The 16,848-nt window shown below is 35.2% G+C and carries 20 protein-coding genes; 11 read left to right on the top strand and 9 right to left on the bottom strand.

From position 1 onward, the window contains the following. The first annotated feature begins 148 nt into the window (after positions 1–148). The 8 genes from B6C99_RS02725 to flgL all read left to right on the top strand — a co-directional run bounded on the left by B6C99_RS02725 (position 149) and on the right by flgL (position 7,597). On the top strand, positions 149–961 hold the full coding sequence (locus B6C99_RS02725; RefSeq protein WP_086358411.1) for a flagellin: 813 nt from the start codon (positions 149–151) through the stop codon (positions 959–961). 186 nt (positions 962–1,147) lie between these two features. Further along, complete coding sequence (locus B6C99_RS02720) at positions 1,148–1,864, top strand: RNA polymerase sigma factor FliA (protein ID WP_086358410.1); 717 nt, start codon at positions 1,148–1,150, stop codon at positions 1,862–1,864. 190 nt (positions 1,865–2,054) lie between these two features. Beyond that, positions 2,055–2,375, top strand: coding sequence for a flagellar transcriptional regulator FlhD (gene flhD, locus B6C99_RS02715; protein WP_034901072.1), 321 nt, complete (start codon positions 2,055–2,057; stop codon positions 2,373–2,375). A gap of 13 nt (positions 2,376–2,388) precedes the next feature. Beyond that, a complete protein-coding gene (gene flhC / locus B6C99_RS02710; RefSeq protein WP_086358409.1) occupies positions 2,389–2,994 on the top strand; it encodes a flagellar transcriptional regulator FlhC in 606 nt (201 codons plus the stop codon). A 58-nt stretch (positions 2,995–3,052) separates the two neighbouring features. Further along, a complete protein-coding gene (gene motA, locus B6C99_RS02705) occupies positions 3,053–3,940 on the top strand; it encodes a flagellar motor stator protein MotA (protein WP_034900975.1) in 888 nt (295 codons plus the stop codon). Continuing rightward, entirely contained in the window at positions 3,940–4,836 is an 897-nt protein-coding gene (motB, locus tag B6C99_RS02700; RefSeq protein WP_086358408.1) for a flagellar motor protein MotB, read from the top strand. The genes motA and motB overlap by 1 nt, the downstream gene beginning before the upstream one ends. A 163-nt stretch (positions 4,837–4,999) precedes the next feature. Beyond that, complete coding sequence (gene flgK / locus B6C99_RS02695) at positions 5,000–6,643, top strand: flagellar hook-associated protein FlgK (RefSeq protein ID WP_086358407.1); 1,644 nt, start codon at positions 5,000–5,002, stop codon at positions 6,641–6,643. 15 nt (positions 6,644–6,658) lie between these two features. Beyond that, the gene (gene flgL, locus B6C99_RS02690; protein ID WP_086358406.1) at positions 6,659–7,597 is read left to right on the top strand and encodes a flagellar hook-associated protein FlgL; all 939 of its coding nucleotides are present in this window, start codon (positions 6,659–6,661) and stop codon (positions 7,595–7,597) included. A gap of 291 nt (positions 7,598–7,888) precedes the next feature. Here flgL and flgJ read toward each other — a convergent pair whose 3' ends face one another. From flgJ to flgB, 9 genes are read right to left on the bottom strand one after another with little or no spacing between them, the layout of a single operon-like run. Beyond that, a complete protein-coding gene (gene flgJ, locus B6C99_RS02685) occupies positions 7,889–8,914 on the bottom strand; it encodes a flagellar assembly peptidoglycan hydrolase FlgJ (protein ID WP_086358405.1) in 1,026 nt (341 codons plus the stop codon). Between the two features lie 15 nt (positions 8,915–8,929). Next, entirely contained in the window at positions 8,930–10,036 is a 1,107-nt protein-coding gene (locus B6C99_RS02680) for a flagellar basal body P-ring protein FlgI (RefSeq protein ID WP_216819357.1), read from the bottom strand. Positions 10,037–10,047: 11 nt separating this feature from the next. Then, positions 10,048–10,725, bottom strand: a complete 678-nt coding sequence (locus B6C99_RS02675; RefSeq protein ID WP_086321103.1) for a flagellar basal body L-ring protein FlgH — start codon at positions 10,723–10,725, stop codon at positions 10,048–10,050. A 22-nt stretch (positions 10,726–10,747) separates the two neighbouring features. After that, positions 10,748–11,530 carry a flagellar basal-body rod protein FlgG gene (gene flgG, locus B6C99_RS02670; RefSeq protein ID WP_086358403.1) on the bottom strand — a complete coding sequence of 261 codons (783 nt, stop codon included), beginning with the start codon at positions 11,528–11,530 and terminating at the stop codon, positions 10,748–10,750. 18 nt (positions 11,531–11,548) lie between these two features. Beyond that, entirely contained in the window at positions 11,549–12,304 is a 756-nt protein-coding gene (locus B6C99_RS02665; RefSeq protein ID WP_086358402.1) for a flagellar basal body rod protein FlgF, read from the bottom strand. Positions 12,305–12,318: 14 nt separating this feature from the next. After that, positions 12,319–13,530, bottom strand: coding sequence for a flagellar hook protein FlgE (gene flgE, locus B6C99_RS02660; protein ID WP_065579054.1), 1,212 nt, complete (start codon positions 13,528–13,530; stop codon positions 12,319–12,321). A gap of 16 nt (positions 13,531–13,546) precedes the next feature. Next, complete coding sequence (flgD, locus tag B6C99_RS02655) at positions 13,547–14,266, bottom strand: flagellar hook assembly protein FlgD (RefSeq protein ID WP_065579055.1); 720 nt, start codon at positions 14,264–14,266, stop codon at positions 13,547–13,549. A 13-nt stretch (positions 14,267–14,279) separates the two neighbouring features. Further along, complete coding sequence (flgC, locus tag B6C99_RS02650) at positions 14,280–14,687, bottom strand: flagellar basal body rod protein FlgC (RefSeq protein WP_086353945.1); 408 nt, start codon at positions 14,685–14,687, stop codon at positions 14,280–14,282. Positions 14,688–14,689: 2 nt separating this feature from the next. Next, positions 14,690–15,100, bottom strand: a complete 411-nt coding sequence (flgB, locus tag B6C99_RS02645; protein WP_086358401.1) for a flagellar basal body rod protein FlgB — start codon at positions 15,098–15,100, stop codon at positions 14,690–14,692. 156 nt (positions 15,101–15,256) lie between these two features. On the opposite strand from flgB, the gene flgA reads away from it, so the two are divergent. The 3 genes from flgA (at position 15,257) to B6C99_RS02630 (ending at position 16,755) form a co-directional block, all read left to right on the top strand. Then, positions 15,257–15,919, top strand: coding sequence for a flagellar basal body P-ring formation chaperone FlgA (flgA, locus tag B6C99_RS02640; protein ID WP_086358400.1), 663 nt, complete (start codon positions 15,257–15,259; stop codon positions 15,917–15,919). A 78-nt stretch (positions 15,920–15,997) separates the two neighbouring features. Beyond that, a complete protein-coding gene (flgM, locus tag B6C99_RS02635) occupies positions 15,998–16,297 on the top strand; it encodes a flagellar biosynthesis anti-sigma factor FlgM (protein ID WP_065579058.1) in 300 nt (99 codons plus the stop codon). Between the two features lie 23 nt (positions 16,298–16,320). Continuing rightward, positions 16,321–16,755, top strand: coding sequence for a flagella synthesis protein FlgN (locus B6C99_RS02630; protein WP_086358399.1), 435 nt, complete (start codon positions 16,321–16,323; stop codon positions 16,753–16,755). Positions 16,756–16,848: the final 93 nt, after the last annotated feature.

Below are 16,848 nucleotides of genomic sequence, written 5' to 3'. Positions count from 1 at the left end.
ATTCAGCTTTATTTAATACCAACAAATAAAAATTCAAAAAAATATTAAAGTTTCTTTTTTTAATACCGATAACTAAACCATCAGCATATATATTGAATTATTTTTCAATATCTCGTTGATCTAACTAATCATATTAAAGGAGATAAAAATGGCACAAGTAATTAATACTAATACTATGTCTTTAATGGCAAGAAACAACCTTAATCATTCTCAAAGCGTGCTTGGAACTGCAATTGAGCGTCTATCATCTGGTATGCGTATCAACAGTGCTAAAGACGATGCGGCTGGTCAAGCTATCGCTAACCGTTTTTCTTCTAGTATTCGTGGTCTAACTCAAGCTGCACGTAATGCCAATGACGGTATTTCAATTGCACAAACTACAGAAGGTGCGTTAAACGAAATCAATAATAACGTACAACGTATTCGTGAATTAACTGTTCAAGCAGCAAACGGTACTAACTCTGAAAGCGATCTTGTATCAATCCAAAATGAAATCGACCAACGTTTACAAGAGATCGACCGTGTATCAGCACAAACTGACTTCAATGGTACTAAAGTATTATCAGAAGACAAAACCCTTAACATTCAAGTTGGTGCAAATGATGGTGAAATCATTGCTATCAATTTAAAACAAATTGACAGCGACAAATTAGGTTTAGCTAATTTTAATGTATCAGATGCGCCAACAGCAGATCCATTAAAAACAATTGATGCGGCATTATCAAAAATTGATGAATTACGTGGTGAGCTTGGTGCGGTACAAAATCGTTTTGAGTCAACTGTAACTAACATCAACAATACTGTAAATAACTTAAGTTCAGCACGTAGCCGTATTGAAGATGCAGATTATGCTGAAGAAGTATCAAATATGACTCGTGGTCAAATCTTACAACAAGCAGGTACTTCAGTATTAGCACAAGCTAACCAAGTACCACAATCAGTATTGTCTTTATTACAATAAAACCATACAAGTACATAGATAGAATTTCGGTCACTCTAATTTTGTACGATAACAATAGTGGTATTTTTTAATACCACTATTGTTAATAATGTTAATTACCTATTTTTTAATATCTTATTCTTGCCATTAACTCAATCAATTATCGTCATAATAATCATTAGCATTTTTTTACATTGGTTCAGAAAAATGAGTGATAGCCTGTATAACTCTCAAGGTGTAGTGAATCAAATCGATTGGCAACAATATCTATATTTAGTTCGTAATGAGGCGTTGAAATTAGCTGTTCGATTGCCAACCACGATTGAACTTGATGATTTATTGCAAGTTGGTTATATAGGTTTATTAGAGTCTATAAAACGCTATGATGCATCTCAAGGTTATACTTTTACTACCTTTGCTACTCCAAGGATAAAAGGGGCTATGTTAGATGAATTGCGTAGTCGAGATTGGTTACCACGGCAAACACGGAAAAAAATTAAAGATGTCACTAATGCTATTAATGAATTAGAACAAAAATTAGGCATACCTCCCAATGATCAGCAGATTGCTGCTCATCTGCAATTATCTCTGACTGAATATCACAAAGTATTATTAGATTCAAATTATAGCCAAATCTGTTCTTATGATGAGATTCACAAAAAACTCGGCGATAATTTGGATGCGTTAATTGAGCCTGACGCCGATAACAATCCTTTCGCTTCCATTATTAATGATGAAATTCGCAATATTATTGTTCAACAAATTGGTAACTTACCAGAAAAAGAAAAAATGGTTTTAGCTCTCTATTATCAAGAAGAATTAAATTTAAAAGAGATTGGAAAAGTGTTGGATATTAGCGAATCTCGAGTAAGTCAATTACATAGCCAAGCAATTAAACGAATACAAAGTAAAATTGTTTTATAAAAAAAAGAATTAAAACAGTAAAACATGGAAAATAAATCGAAAATAAATTGAAATGATTTTTTTATTGACCTTTCGAGTTTAAAAATGTAACTTTAAGTTTAAAAAAGTAGTGTTAGTTGTATTTTATTAATTTTGCGTTTTTTTATGCGAGCGCAAGCAGATATGGATTGTGGTGGTTAAATTGGGAAATATACAAGATGACGATATTTTGAAATGTATTCATCATTTAAATCTTTCAACGCTTTTATTAAGTCAAAAGATGCTTGAAAAAGATAAAGTGATGGCGATGTATCGATTAGGAATTGATGAAAAAACAGCTGATATCTTGAGTAATTTAAGTGCTTCTCAAATGTTGGTTCTATCTGAAACCAATCAATTAACATTTCAATTTAGATTTAAAAATTCGGCAATGATGGAAAAATTAACTGAGGAATCTCGCGTTAGTGATATAAAGCAGATGCATACAGGGATCCTTCTATCAAGCTTACTTTTAGATTCAATTAATAAGTAGGTAGATGATAAAGATGAGTAGCACAAGTATTATTCAAAAGTATAAAGAAGTTCAATTAGCTATTCGATTAATTTCACTCGGCGCTAGAATCCAAATGTTAGAAAGTGAAACCAATTTAAGCCGTGGTAAATTAATTAAATTATATAAAGAAATTCAAGGATGTCCTCCTCCTAAAGGTTTACTTCCCTTTTCAACTACGTGGTTTATGACTTGGGAGCCCAATATTCACTCAAGTATGTTTTATAATGCTTACCATTTTTTAGTTAAACATGGCATTAAACCTGGTGTTCAGGCCATTTTAAAAGCTTATCAACTCTATTTAGAGCAGTGTTCCTTTCCTCAAGACGAAGAGCCTATTTTAGGATTAACCCGAGCATGGATTTTAGTTAAATTTGTTGAAAGTAATGTTATGCAACAGTCAAGTTGCAAGGAGTGCAAAGGACGATTTATTACCCACGCTTATCAACCGCATAATAGCTTTGTGTGCAGTTTATGTCAGCCACCATCAAGAGCAGAAAAAAATAATAAAACACATAAAGAGAGTCATGCCAAATGTTTACAAGTTTTATCAATACCAAATGCATTTAATTTAGTTACTGCAAATCAGGTAACAATTTAAGTAAATATTAAGCAGTAAAACAGAGTTAGTTATATTTTATGGAGATAAAGGAAAGCCAATGCTAATAATTATAGGATATATTGTGGTTATCGCTTCAGCCTTAGTAGGCTATGTGCTAAGTGGCGGGTATTTGGCGGTACTTTTTCAACCTTTAGAGTTTCTCATTATTGGTGGGACAGCTATTGGTGCTTTCATTGTAAGTAATGAAAAGAAAGTTATCAAAGCGACACTTAAATCACTAGGTAATTTATTTAAAACCTCAAAATATAATAAAACACTTTATTTAACATTAATTAATTTAATGTACACCATATTAACTAAAGTGCGTCAAAGTGGTGGCTTATCCATTGAAGAAGATATCGATAATCCCAAAGAGAGTGAGTTATTTAAAAAATACCCACTTATTTTAGCCAATCCGCAAGTTTGTGATTTTATCACTGATTATTTACGTTTGATGATCAGTGGCAATATGGAAGTATATGAAATCGAAGCACTAATGAATGAGGAAATAGAAACCTATACTCATGAACTTGAAAAACCAGCTGATGCTATTGCTAGCGTCGGTGATGGTTTACCCGCTTTTGGTATTGTGGCAGCAGTTATGGGGGTAATTAACACCTTAGCACAAGCTGACCGCCCAGCTAGCGAATTGGGTGAGCTTATTGCCCATGCTATGGTTGGTACCTTTTTAGGTATTTTACTTGCTTATGGTTTTGTGTCGCCTTTAGCAGCCTTATTAAGGCAAAAAAATGCCGATACAGTAAAAATTTTAGAATGTACTAAAGTGATTCTTATTGCCAGTATGCATGATTATGCTCCGCAAATTTGTATTGAGTTTGGTCGCAAAACAATTTTTTCCCACGAACGGCCATCTTTTTTTGAATTAGAAAAATATATTCAAGAAGTGAAAGATAAAAACGCTAACCCAACAGAAAATAATGAATAATGAAAAAGAAGTCAGTAAGAATAGTTATTTCTAAAAAGAAATCCGGCCATAGTGGTGGCCATCATGGTGGATCATGGAAGATTGCTTATGCTGACTTTATGACGGCGATGATGGCGCTATTTCTCGTCATGTGGTTAATTGCTAAGTCAAGTCCACTGGAGTTACAAGGCATTGCTGAATACTTTAGAACACCATTGATATTAGGTCAAAATGGTGGCAAAAATATCAGTGATAGTGAAAGTCCGATACCTGGTGGTGGCGATGATGTATCTAAAAATGTAGGTGAAGATAAAAATACCATATTGAATGATCATCCTGTCGAGTCTGATTTGAATCAAGATGAAAAAAAGCAATTAATTGATACAGCGAATAAAATATATGAAGTATTTGAACTAGATCCTCGACTGCAAAAATTAGCCGCTAATCTTATTGTTGAACTAACAGAAATGGGGCTAAGAATTCAGATTTTAGCCACCGATGATAAACCGATGTTTGATGTTGGTAGTGCGGTTATTCATCCTAATATGCAAGAAATTTTGTATGCTTTAGCGCCAATCATAAATTCGTTACCTAATAAAATGACGTTATCTGGTCATACTGATGAGCGTCAGTATATAACCGGCGATCGTGGTTATAGTAACTGGGAGTTATCCGCTGATAGAGCAAACTCATCAAGAAGAGAGTTGATCGCTGGCGGATTAGATTCCAATAAAATCATTCGTATTATTGGGTTAGCCGATACGGTGGGATTAAATAACCCAAATTACAGCAAAGATGCCAATCGCCGTATTAGTATTTTAATTTTGAACAAATCGGCACAGCAATATATTGAAGATGAAAATACCATGACTGGCATCGATTTTTTAAAACAGGCCAAACAAATTAAATTAGAATAATATCAACATAAATACTCAGATTAAGCTGGTTAAAAAAATAAAATCAAAAAAAATCCATTTTTATCTAAAAATAATTAAAGTTTTTAAATTGAAGGCCGATATAAATAATAACACTTTAGTTTAATAATTTTATTATTAACTGAGATTATATTTAGGAGCCTTTATGTCAAATTCATTGATGAATACCGGTATTAGTGGATTAAATACAGCACAAAATATGCTTAATGTGATTAGTAATAATATTAGTAATGCACATACAGTTGGTTATAACCGCCAGCAGCAAATTTTGCGTCAAGCAAACGGTACTAAGTATAATTTTGGCTTTGTAGGTAATGGTGTTGCGGTATCATCAGTTAACCGTGCATATAACAGTTTTGTTGTTGGTCAATTACGCCAATCACAATCGCAAAATGGTTCGATAAAAGCCTATTACAATGAATTATCAAAAGTCGATAATTTACTAGCTGAAAACGAAAACAGTATTTCTTCACAATTAAATAATCTGTTTGCTAGCTTAAATAAGCTCTCCTCCAATGCGGGTGATGCTGCAACAAAGCAGACAGTGATTAGTGATCTTACCTCTTTAGTCAGCCAGTTCAATAAAACGGAATTGAATTTAAAAAATCAAATTGCCAATATCAATACTGAACTGACGAATAACATAGATAAAGTTAATACTTATACCCAACAAATTGCCGATCTCAATCAAAAAATTGCCAAATTACAGGCTGTAAGTGGTGGTCATGAACCTAATTCTTTACTAGATGAACGAGATCAACTGGTAACTGAATTAAGCGAACTGATAGGTATAACAGTTACCGAGCAAAATGGCCAATATAATATTTCGCTTAGCAATGGTTTAAGCTTAGTACAAGGCGCATCGACAAATCAGTTATCGGTGCAGCCTTCGGCCTCTGATCCTGCCTTAAATACGATTATTTACACTCATAATTCTGGTGCGACACAAGAACTGACAAGTCAAAATATCGCATCAGGTCGATTAAATGGATTATTAGCTTTTCGTGATGGACCACTCCTTGAAGCTCGCAATCAATTAGGGTTGCTGGCGTTAAATTTAGCTGAGCGCTTTAATGAAGTTCATACGTCTGGCGTTGATATTAATGGCGATCCTGGCGAAAAACTATTTGATTATCATAAACCGACTAGTATTGCTAATAGCCAAAATCAAGGTAATGCTACCGTTAAAATGGATTATAACTCAGTAACTGAAGTCAAAGCTTCTGATTATAAAATAGAGTTCAATGGCAACGATTGGGTAGTAACCAGATTATCTGATAATCAACAAATTACCCCACAAGTTACCGATGGTAAGTTAGTTTTTGACGGCTTATCGATTGAAATTACTGGCAATGCTGTTGCTGGTGATAGCTTTTTACTTAAACCTGTTGCCGATGTAGCCTCATCATTACAGTTACTGGTTAAAGATGTGAATAAACTCGCTACCGGTATTAACGATGATGAAAATGGTAGTGGTGATAATCGAAATGTGGCAAAACTACTTGATATACAAAATGAAAAACTAGTTAATGGTACTAAAACCTTAAATAGTGCGTATACATCATTAGTTAGTTATATAGGTAGTGAGACGCAGACAGCTAAAATTTCAGCGCAATCGAGTCAAAATATCACTCAAGAAATTTATGAGCAGAATCAATCTATCTCTGGTGTGAATATCGAAGAAGAATATATTTCTATGCAAGTTTATATGCAATATTACCAAGCAAATGCCAAAGTTATTGATGCGGCAACGACAATATTTGATACCATTTTAGGTTTGGCCAAATAATAAAAGGATTTAAACATGCGACTTAGTACTCATTCAATGTATCAAAAAAATCTAAATAGTATTTTAAATACCAATACCAAGTGGCAAAAGTCAGGATTACATTTGGCAACTGGCAAGAAAATATTATCACCTTCAGATGATCCGATGGGTGCTTCACAAACATTAATTTTAAAGCAAGCTCAATCAAGAAATAACCAATTTCAAGCAGCACGAGATAGTGTTGATAAATCATTAAGTCGGCAAGATACAGTATTAAAAGAAGCGAATACTGTGATTCAATCAATCCAAGAAACTTTAGTTTATGCCGGTAATGAGACGTTAAATGATGAAAACAGACAAGATTTAGCCAATAAGCTACAAGGATTAAAAGATCAGTTAATTTCGTTAGCCAATGCTAAGGATACCAATGGTAATTATCTGTTTGCTGGTAATAAAAATGATACCCCTCCTTTTGTGGTCGATGAAAGCGGTAAAGTGAATTATGTTGGTGGTTCAACTACGATTAATGTTTTCATCGATGATACCCGTGAAGTATCGCTAAGTTTTACTGGTCAACAGATTTTTATGACAGGCGCCAATACAGAAGTAGAAAGTGATGTCTTTGCGAGTATCGATTATGCCATAGCGGCATTGCAAATTGGTTTAGATGATAATGATCCTGAAGCTATTGAACAGTTTCGATTAGGTTTATCTAAAGCCAGTCAAGGTGTTGATAACTCATTTGAAAACATCTCGACTGTTAGAGCTGCAGGCGGAAATGTATTGGCTGAAGTCGAAAGACTAACCGCACTAGGTAAAACCTTAGATATTGATTTTGAAACGCAAATTAGTCAAATTGAAGATGTTGATTGGTATGAAGCGATTTCAGATTATGTGATGCTACAAGCAAATTTACAAGCAGCACAATATACATTTATGAACATGCAAAACATGTCATTATTTCAAATGAAATAATCTATTATTAATTTTCTTACGTCCTAAACATTACTATTCATCTAACAAACAGGGGGTGCAACCTCCTGATTATCGATTTGCTTACGGTTATCATTTTATAGTCATACTGTTTTTTATATTGCTATGCTGATGACCAGCTATTTGCTAAAGGGTGAGAAATACGATTATAGGTGATCTCGATATATGTAACTAACGCATTATTGGTTATTTATTGACTATAGAGCAGAGTTTGGTCTACTTTTTGGCTGTGATGATAATGCAATTTATTTAACAGTTATATTTATTTAAGCACTATTTAAAGGCAATTTGTCTAAATCCAGATATTGATTTTTGCGGTGTATTTTTGGCAATTTGCTCGATTCGGCCAATAATTTGGATCAGTTTCTCGCTATAGTTAGGATCAGTTGCATAGTGTGCGTCTTGTAGTGCTTTGGCTGCTGTTCTAGCATCTGGAGCATTAACCACTGCACGATAACGTGGGCTTTTGGTTAATAAATTAAGGTAATCAGTTAATGCATGTTGTTTACTGTTGTATACCCTAAATTCATCTTTAATTTTAACCATATTGTTATTTAAGAATTCTTGGGTAGTTAACCGAGTTGAATCACCTTGCCATGATGAGGTCGCTTTTATACCGAAATAGTTATAACTCGGCTTATTATCAGCCGTTTTTATCTGTTTTTTACCCCAACCGGTTTCTAAAGCAGCTTGAGCAATAATGACTTCATAAGGAATGCCAGATATTTTGGATGCCTGCTTTGCTGGCTCAAACCATTCGACGACAAATTGGCTAATATGGTCTTTTTCAACTTCGTTGAGCGATGTTGCTAACGTTGATTCATTAACATTGGCTTTGGTTAAATTGTTGGCTTTATGCTGTTGATAAAGCATTTGCCCTAATGCTGCTGGCGATAAATTGGATGAATTATCACTAAATAAAGATTGTGCCAATCGCATATTGGTTTGATTATTATTCGCTTGAGCCTGTGAATGAATATTAAGCGTAGAATGAGGCTGATTAGTTAATTGTTTAACAATAACATTAGATAGCCCCAAACCTTTACCTGCCGCTTGTTGAGCAATTTGTTGATCAAACATAGAGGTAAATAATTGCATTGCTGATTGATTAAATAAACCGCCATTGGGTACCGCTTTGCGCATAGATTGCATCATCATATTTACAAATAGTGTTTCAAACTGATCGGCAACTTGTTTGATGCTGTCAGTTGATCCACTAACGGCATTACGTTTTAATTGATTAATGCTAGAAAAATCATAAGCAAAACGATTAACAGACTGATTTATTAGGTTTTTCATCTCAATAGTTCTGCTTTAAATAGTTTCCAATGCGGCATGCAAACAACCTGCAGTTTTTAATGCTTCTAGTATCGACATTAATTCTGTAGGATTGGCACCTAATAAGTTAAGTGAATGAATAACTCGATTTAGATCGACGCCAGACGCTAAATTCTGCAGTGCACCACCATCTTGTTCGACAGTGACCTCATCATCTGGAACTACTGCTGTGTTGCCACCGGCGAGAGGCGTATTGGGTTGGCTAACTTTCAATTTGTTATTTACCACCACGGATAAATTACCATGCGCAACGGCACAATTGTCTAATTGTACTTTTTGATTCATGACCACGACACCAGTACGTGTATTAATCACCACTTTAGCGGAAATAGGGCTAGCACTAATTTGAAGATTTTGAATTGTAGATAATAATTTAACTCTTGCTTGACTGTCTTGTGGCATGGTCAATTTTACGGTCATGCCATCTAAAGCAATGGCGATATTTTTTTGCACTTTGTTAATGGTATCAGCAATTTTTGTAGCCACAGTAAAATCAAAATGGTTAAGATGTAAATGAATAGTGCTGTTTTCATCTAAGCGTGTAACTAATTCTCTTTCGATGGTTGCACCGCTAGGAATGGTGGCAGCTGCCATTTGGTTAACTGTTACACTACTGCTTCTACTGCTTGCCCCCATACCGCCAACAAAAAGATTACCTTGCGCAATCGCATAAACTTGGTTATCAGCGCCTTTTAATGGTGTCATAATCAATGTACCACCACGCAGGCTTTTGGCATTCCCTAATGACGAAACAACCACATCAATTTGTTGGCCAACACGAGCATAAGACGGTAATTTAGCCGTGACCATTACCGCAGCCACATTTTTTAACTGCATGTTGCTTCCTGATGGCACGGTAATACCTAATTGTGAGAGCATATTGGTGATACTTTGTATCGTAAATGGTGTCTGTGAAGTTTGGTCACCGGTACCGTCAAGCCCTACCACGATACCATAGCCGACTAAGGCATTTTCGCGAACACCTTGTATTGTCACCAAATCTCTTATTCGCTCAGCATAACTAGGAGGGACAACCACTATTAGCAAAACAAAACAGATAAAAGTACGTAATTTATTTAGCATAATGATACTCATTAAAATGGCGAAAGATTAAAAAACAGGCGCTGTAACCAACCCATTGTTTGTGCTTCATCGATGTAGCCATTACCTACATATTCAATACGAGCATCAGCGACCTGAGTTGATATAACGGTATTACTACCACTTATTGTCCGAGGGTTAACAACACCTGAAAATCGAATAAATTCTGTGCCCTGATTTATTGCAATTTGTTTTTCACCAATCACTTTTAAATTACCATTAATCATGACATCTTGAACAGTGACGGTAATGGTACCGCTAAAGGTATTTTTAGCATTAGCACCACCAGAACCTTTAAAATCATTGCTACCTGAGATATCTGTATCTACTTTGCCTCGACCAACCAGCCCATCTAAAAAATGCGGTACGGTTTTTACCCCTAAATTGACCCCACCATTACGGCCGGCATTAATGGATGAACTTTTACTTGCGCTAACGTTTTCTTGTAAAACAATCGTTAATACATCACCAATATTGCGTGGTCGACGATCTTCAAACATCGGTTGATAACCAAAACTACTTGGTTGTGAAGCTTGATAAATGGAACCACTGGTGTTCACAATTTCTGGCATTTTTGGAACAATACTGGTGTCGCCTTCAACTAATGCCTTTTTAGGTAATTGACTACAACCAACTAACGACAAAGTTATTAAAATATAAAGATATCTCATTACCGCTATCATTTTGTTAGATTTATAATTGATTTAAACGTTGCAACATTTGGTCAGATGCCGATATTACTTTACTATTAATTTCGTAAGCACGTTGTACTTGAATCATATTAACCAACTCTTCGGCCACATTCACATTCGACGTTTCAATATAACCTTGGTATAGCAGTCCAGCACCATTTAGTCCCGGTGTATTTTCAGTTGGTGCACCAGAACTTTCGGTTTCTAGATATAGATTTTCACCAACGCTTTCTAATCCGGTGTCATTGATAAAAGTATGTAATGTTAATTGACCAACTTGTACTTGAGTTGATTGATTAGCTAAGGTGACATTGACGATGCCATCACGTGCTACGGTCATTTTTATAGCATTGGATGGAATGTTGATTGTTGGTTGAATTTCATAACCGGCAGCTGTTACTAACTGACCATTTTGATTAACTTGAAAAGCGCCACTGCGGGTATAGGCTTGCGTTCCATCAGGCATAAGAACTTGGAAAAATCCTTGTCCATTAATGGCAATATCACTACTGTTATCGGTTAATTCTAAATTACCTTGGCTATGAATTCGTTCGGTTGCAACTGGCCTTACACCAGTACCAATTTGTAATCCTGATGGTAATGTTGTTTGTTCTGAAGATTGCGCTCCTGGTTGGCGAATTGTTTGGTATAACAGATCTTCAAAAACGGCGCGTTGGCGTTTAAAACCACCTGTACTAACGTTGGCTAAATTATTGGAAATAATATCCATATTCATTTGTTGCGCTGTTAAACCGGTTTTTGCAATCCATAGTGATTTAATCATTGCTGTTTCCTATTTTAGTTAAGTTAACGATAATATTTGGTTGGCTTTTTGGGCATTTTCGTCGGCAGTGGTAATTTGTTTCATCTGCATTTCAAATTGACGTGAATGGCTAATTAGATTCACCATAGCTGTAACTGGATTAACATTACTGCCTTCGAGTACTCCAGACATCAGTTTTGCATTAGGGTTATCTTGTAACACGGCACCACGATTATTTATGGTTGTCTCAGTTGCATGGAAAAATCCATCATCACCACGTACTAATTCATTGCGTTCAAGGTGAACTTTTTTTATTTTTCCTACTTGGGCAATGGTGGTGCGTTTATCGCCAGCACCTAAAGCTGATAAAGTCCCATCAGTACTGACACTAACTTGTGAACGCTGAGGTACTGTTAATACACCATTATCACCAATTAACGGAAAGCCTTGAATGTTAAGTGTGCCGTTTTCATCGATTTGAATCGCACCATTACGGGTATATCCTTCACTGCCATCAGCTAACTGTACTGCTAGCCAATCGTCTTGGGATAAAGCAACATCTAAATTGCGTCCAGTGTAATTAAAGGCACCGATTGTTGAATCATAGGTTGGCGTAGTTGCCGTTACCATAGTTCTTGTCGGCATACTACTACCGACAATGGGAACGGCTTTCATTGCTGTTAATTGCGCCCGAAAGCCAACTGTCGATACATTAGCTAAATTATGACTAGTTATGGACTGTTGATTTAATGTTTGGCTTGCGCCAGACATAGCAGTATAAATAACGCGATCCATAAATACTCCTTAAATTATCTTAAATTAACCAATGTATTAAGAATTTGATCCTGAGTTTTGATGGTTTGTGAATTAGATTGATAATTACGTTGGGCAACAATCATATTGACTAACTCTTGGCTCATATCGACATTGGATGATTCAACTGCACCACTGGTTAGTAAACCAAAAGTACCAGTATTAGCTGAGCCTAATACTTCACCACCAGATTTAAGGGTCGCCCGCCAGTTATTGTTACCGGCTGATTCTAAGCCATTAACATTGGCAAAATCAGCCATGGCAATTTGACCTAACAACATCGTTTGTTGGTTAGAATAGACTCCATAAATTGAGCCATCATCACTGATACTATAGCCAACCAGATCACCAGCAGCATAACCATCAACGACAGGAGTTTTAATGCTACCAACTTCTTTACCCATATTTTGTTGAGTACTGTTTGCTAATGACAGCGTGAAGCTATTGTCAGCTGAACCATTAAGCCCATTAATATTAATCGTCATTTCTGGATCACTAATTAATTTGCCTGATGAATCAAACTCCATTTGCCCTAATGCTTGTAGGCTTGCGTTAGGATCACTACTATCAAGATAATGAACATCCCATTGATTATCAGCCGTTTTAACATAAAAAAGCTGAACATTACGTTGATTACCTAAAGAATCATAAGTGGTGATCGTAGTTGAATAATTAAAGGTATCAGCATCGGTGGCATTAATTGGTTGTTTTTCAGGTACTTTGCTATTTGAATTTAAATTTGTTTGCAAAGAGGCTTTATTGGTTGCTGATGCATTTAACATCTCTTGTGAAATCTTTAATGGGCCTGGTGCTGAACCTTGTTGGATCTGTGGTGGTGTGCCTGTGGCAAGATAACCAGTTAATTGAAAACCATCGGCTGAGATAATATTGCGATCAGCGTCTAATTGAAACTGGCCATTACGGGTATAATAAATTTGACCACTACTATCAACTAAGCGGAAAAAGCCATTACCAGAGATAGCAACATCTAGACTATTATTGGTTGACGTTGTTGTGCCATCATTAAAATTTTGCATAACCGCAGCCACTTTGACGCCCATTCCTACTTTTGAACCAGCATAGATATCGGCAAATGAAATGCTAGCACTTTTAAAGCCAACTGTTGCAGAATTGGCAATATTATTACCAATAACATCTAATTGTTTTGATGCGGCATTCATACCACTAATTGCTTGAGAAAATCCCATATTAACTTATTCCCCTTTAAAGAATTTGACGTACTTCGTCAATACTAATTGAACCAAGTATCCCTAAATCAAGTAATACTTTATTATTAACTTTGCTATTAATTACGCCGTACACAACCGAGTAAGATAGTGGTGTGGATGATACTTTTTGCCCGTCATAAGTGGCATTAACCGAAAACGTATAACTACCGTCTGGCGCCAGTGTTCCATCATTAAGTTCACCATCCCAAGTAAAAGAGCTAACCCCAGCAGGAATTGAACCTAAATCGACCTCACGTACAACATTGCCATTTTCATCTTTAATGGTAATGACTACTGACTCAGCATCACGCATAAGTTCAAAGCCAAATGGTGTGGTAATAGTTTCTTTTTCGCTTTCCGAACCTTCCACTTCTGATGTAGCGACTAAAATTTTATTACCTGGAACCATGACACCTTTACCAATCATGTTGCTGGCATTGACTGATAAGCTATCGTCAATTTGCCCTGAAACCATACCTAATGTGGTATTCAGTCGTTCGATACCCGCTAACGTATTGATTTGAGCTAATTGCGAGGTTAACTGACTGTTATCCATTGGATTGGTAGGATCTTGATTTTTCATTTGGGCAATAAGTAATGTTAAGAAATTATCTTGTAGTTCCTGACTAGAGTTACCATCAGACGTACCTTTCTTTAGCGCTTGTGGACTGGCCATATTAGTTGATTCTGAAACTGCTACATTTGAGATACCCATCAATTACGCCCTTTTATTGTCCTAGAGTCAGTGTTTTTAGCATTAAACTTTTTGCGGTGTTAATCACTTCTACATTTGCTTGGTAGCTACGAGATGCAGAAATGGTATTAACCATCTCTGCTACTACATCAACGTTAGGTTTTTGAATGTAGCCTTGTTCGTCAGCCAAAGGATGATTAGGTTCATAAACTAAATTCATTGGCGCAGGATCTTCAATAACTTGTGCTACTTTTACTCCAGCAACGCTATTGGAATAACCATTGTCATCGACTTGAAAGATAACTTGTTTAGCTCGATAAGCTTGACCAGAAGTACTGGTAACACTATCCGCATTAGCTAAATTACTGGCACTGACATTCATTCGTTGTGTTTGTGCCATTAAGGCTGAACCAGAAACCGAAAAAATAGAGAAGCTCATGATGATTATCCTTGCTGTAATACCGAAATGACATTTTTAAACTGTTCACCTAAAAAGGTTAAATTACTTTGATAGTGGATACTGTTATCCATAAAAGCAGTTCGTTCTTGCTCCATCTCAACAGTGTTGCCATCAGCAGATGATTGATAAGGAATACGATAAAGAAGATTATAATTAGTGAAATCAGCGCTAGTTATTTGAATATGTTTTGCAGAAGTAATATTTAGTTTTATATTATTGTGGGTCGATTGATTATTGATGGCTCTATTTAATTCAATATTAAAATCAATGTCCCTCGCTTGGTAATTAGGCGTATCACTATTAGCAATATTGGTTGCAAGTATATTTTGACGTTTTTCACGAATATTGAGTGCTTGTTGGTGAAAATTAACGAAAGTATCTAATTTATTTAGCATAAAATCATCTCATCCTGATAGATAAAAAGAATTTTAAGCAAATCAAAAAAAAATCATCGTATAAATAACGATAAAAATTGCCCTTATTTCAACATTCGATAGGTGAGCTTATAAAGTACAATTTAGTTATCAATAATTATATGAACCCCGACAAATATGCCTCAGATTATTAGATTGTTGTTTCTTTTTTGTATGTTAGGTTGTTCAAAAATAGTTTGTGCCACTGCACTTGAAAAACAAATTAGTGATCTGATCCATCAACAACTTATTGATGTGAATGTTGATAAAGTTGTCATTAATTATCCAACTGCAAAACCACAATTAAGTTGTGACTCACCAACATTGGCGATATTGAACAAAAATAAACAATGGGGCAATTTAACGATTACCGCCAAATGTGAAAATATCACTAAATATATCCAGATATACGTCGCTGTGAGTGGCCATTATGTTATTGCTAAACAAGCAATTAGTGCAGGAACATTAATTACTGAACAACTGGTAAAAATGCAGTCTGGTCAGCTAGATAAATTACCAGCAACAGTAATTTTAAATCAATCTGAAGTTATCAATCATCTTGCTTTACGTAATATTAATGATGGTGAAGTAATAAAAAATTCAATGCTGCAGAAAAACTGGTATGTTAAAGTCGGTCAAACCGTAAAGGTCATTATTAATGGCGAAGGTTACTCAATTGCAACGCATGGCAAGACATTAAGTAATGGGGCATTGGGAGAATCGATCAATATTAAACTTAATACGGGTAATGTTGTTGAAGGTGTTGTTAGTGAAAAAGCTATCATTATTATTAATAAATAAAATTAATGATTTTTTGATTTTTGCCGATAATTAGACTAAACCAACCCTATAAACCTTGACTTGAATTAAAGGAATTTTATGAGTATAGATGCAACAAAATTGGTTACAGCAGTATCGGGATTGCTGAATCGTGATTTAATAAATGGACAAAATAAAGAAACTAAAGCATCTGTGCAAACGTCAAATAGCTTAAATTTGAATAGCAATGTCAAATTAAGCCAAAACACTATCGCATTATTACATTCGACAGAAAATGATATTGATATTAGTAAAATTGAGAAAATAAAACAGGCCATTACTAATGGTAACTTAGTCATCAATCCAAATAAAATTGCAGACGAAATTATTAAGCAAACTCTTGAAGAGATTGAAAGCTAATTAATTTTTGAAGGAATATCATAATGTTAGAGTTAGATAACATTTTTAATAATGTAACAGTCATGTTGCAATCACTTTCAGATATTCTAGAGTCTGAACAGCAAATCCTAATTGGGACTAATACAATTAGCCAATTAAATGACGTTATAAATCAAAAAAACCAATTACTTATTGAGTTAAAGTTACTTGATGAAAAACGGCTAAAAGTAAGTGCGCGCTATAATATCCAATCACCTTATAGTGAAAACCCAGAGCTAGCGTTGAAATGGCAAGCCATCACTAATACCACTCAACGATTAGCTCAAATCAATCGGGATAACGGTATACTTATTCAAAATCGTATGAATATGACACAACAATCGATTGATTATTTGAAAAGTATTAATAACCCCGCGGTTTACACTTATCACGGTTATCAACAGCCTGAAACTATTTCATCTAAACGTGCTAAAGTTTAATCATTTTAATGCTATTTAAAGCTAAACGAGCTAAATAACCAGTAATTTAGGGTCTTATTAAGCCAATAACTTTAATGAGTTGCGTTCATACTG

This window comes from Gilliamella sp. N-G2 (assembly GCF_002142215.1).
Taxonomy (GTDB): Bacteria; Pseudomonadota; Gammaproteobacteria; order Enterobacterales; family Orbaceae; genus Gilliamella.
The sequence above is the reverse complement of the archived record's forward strand: the minus strand, read 5'-3'. Positions and strand labels throughout refer to the sequence as shown.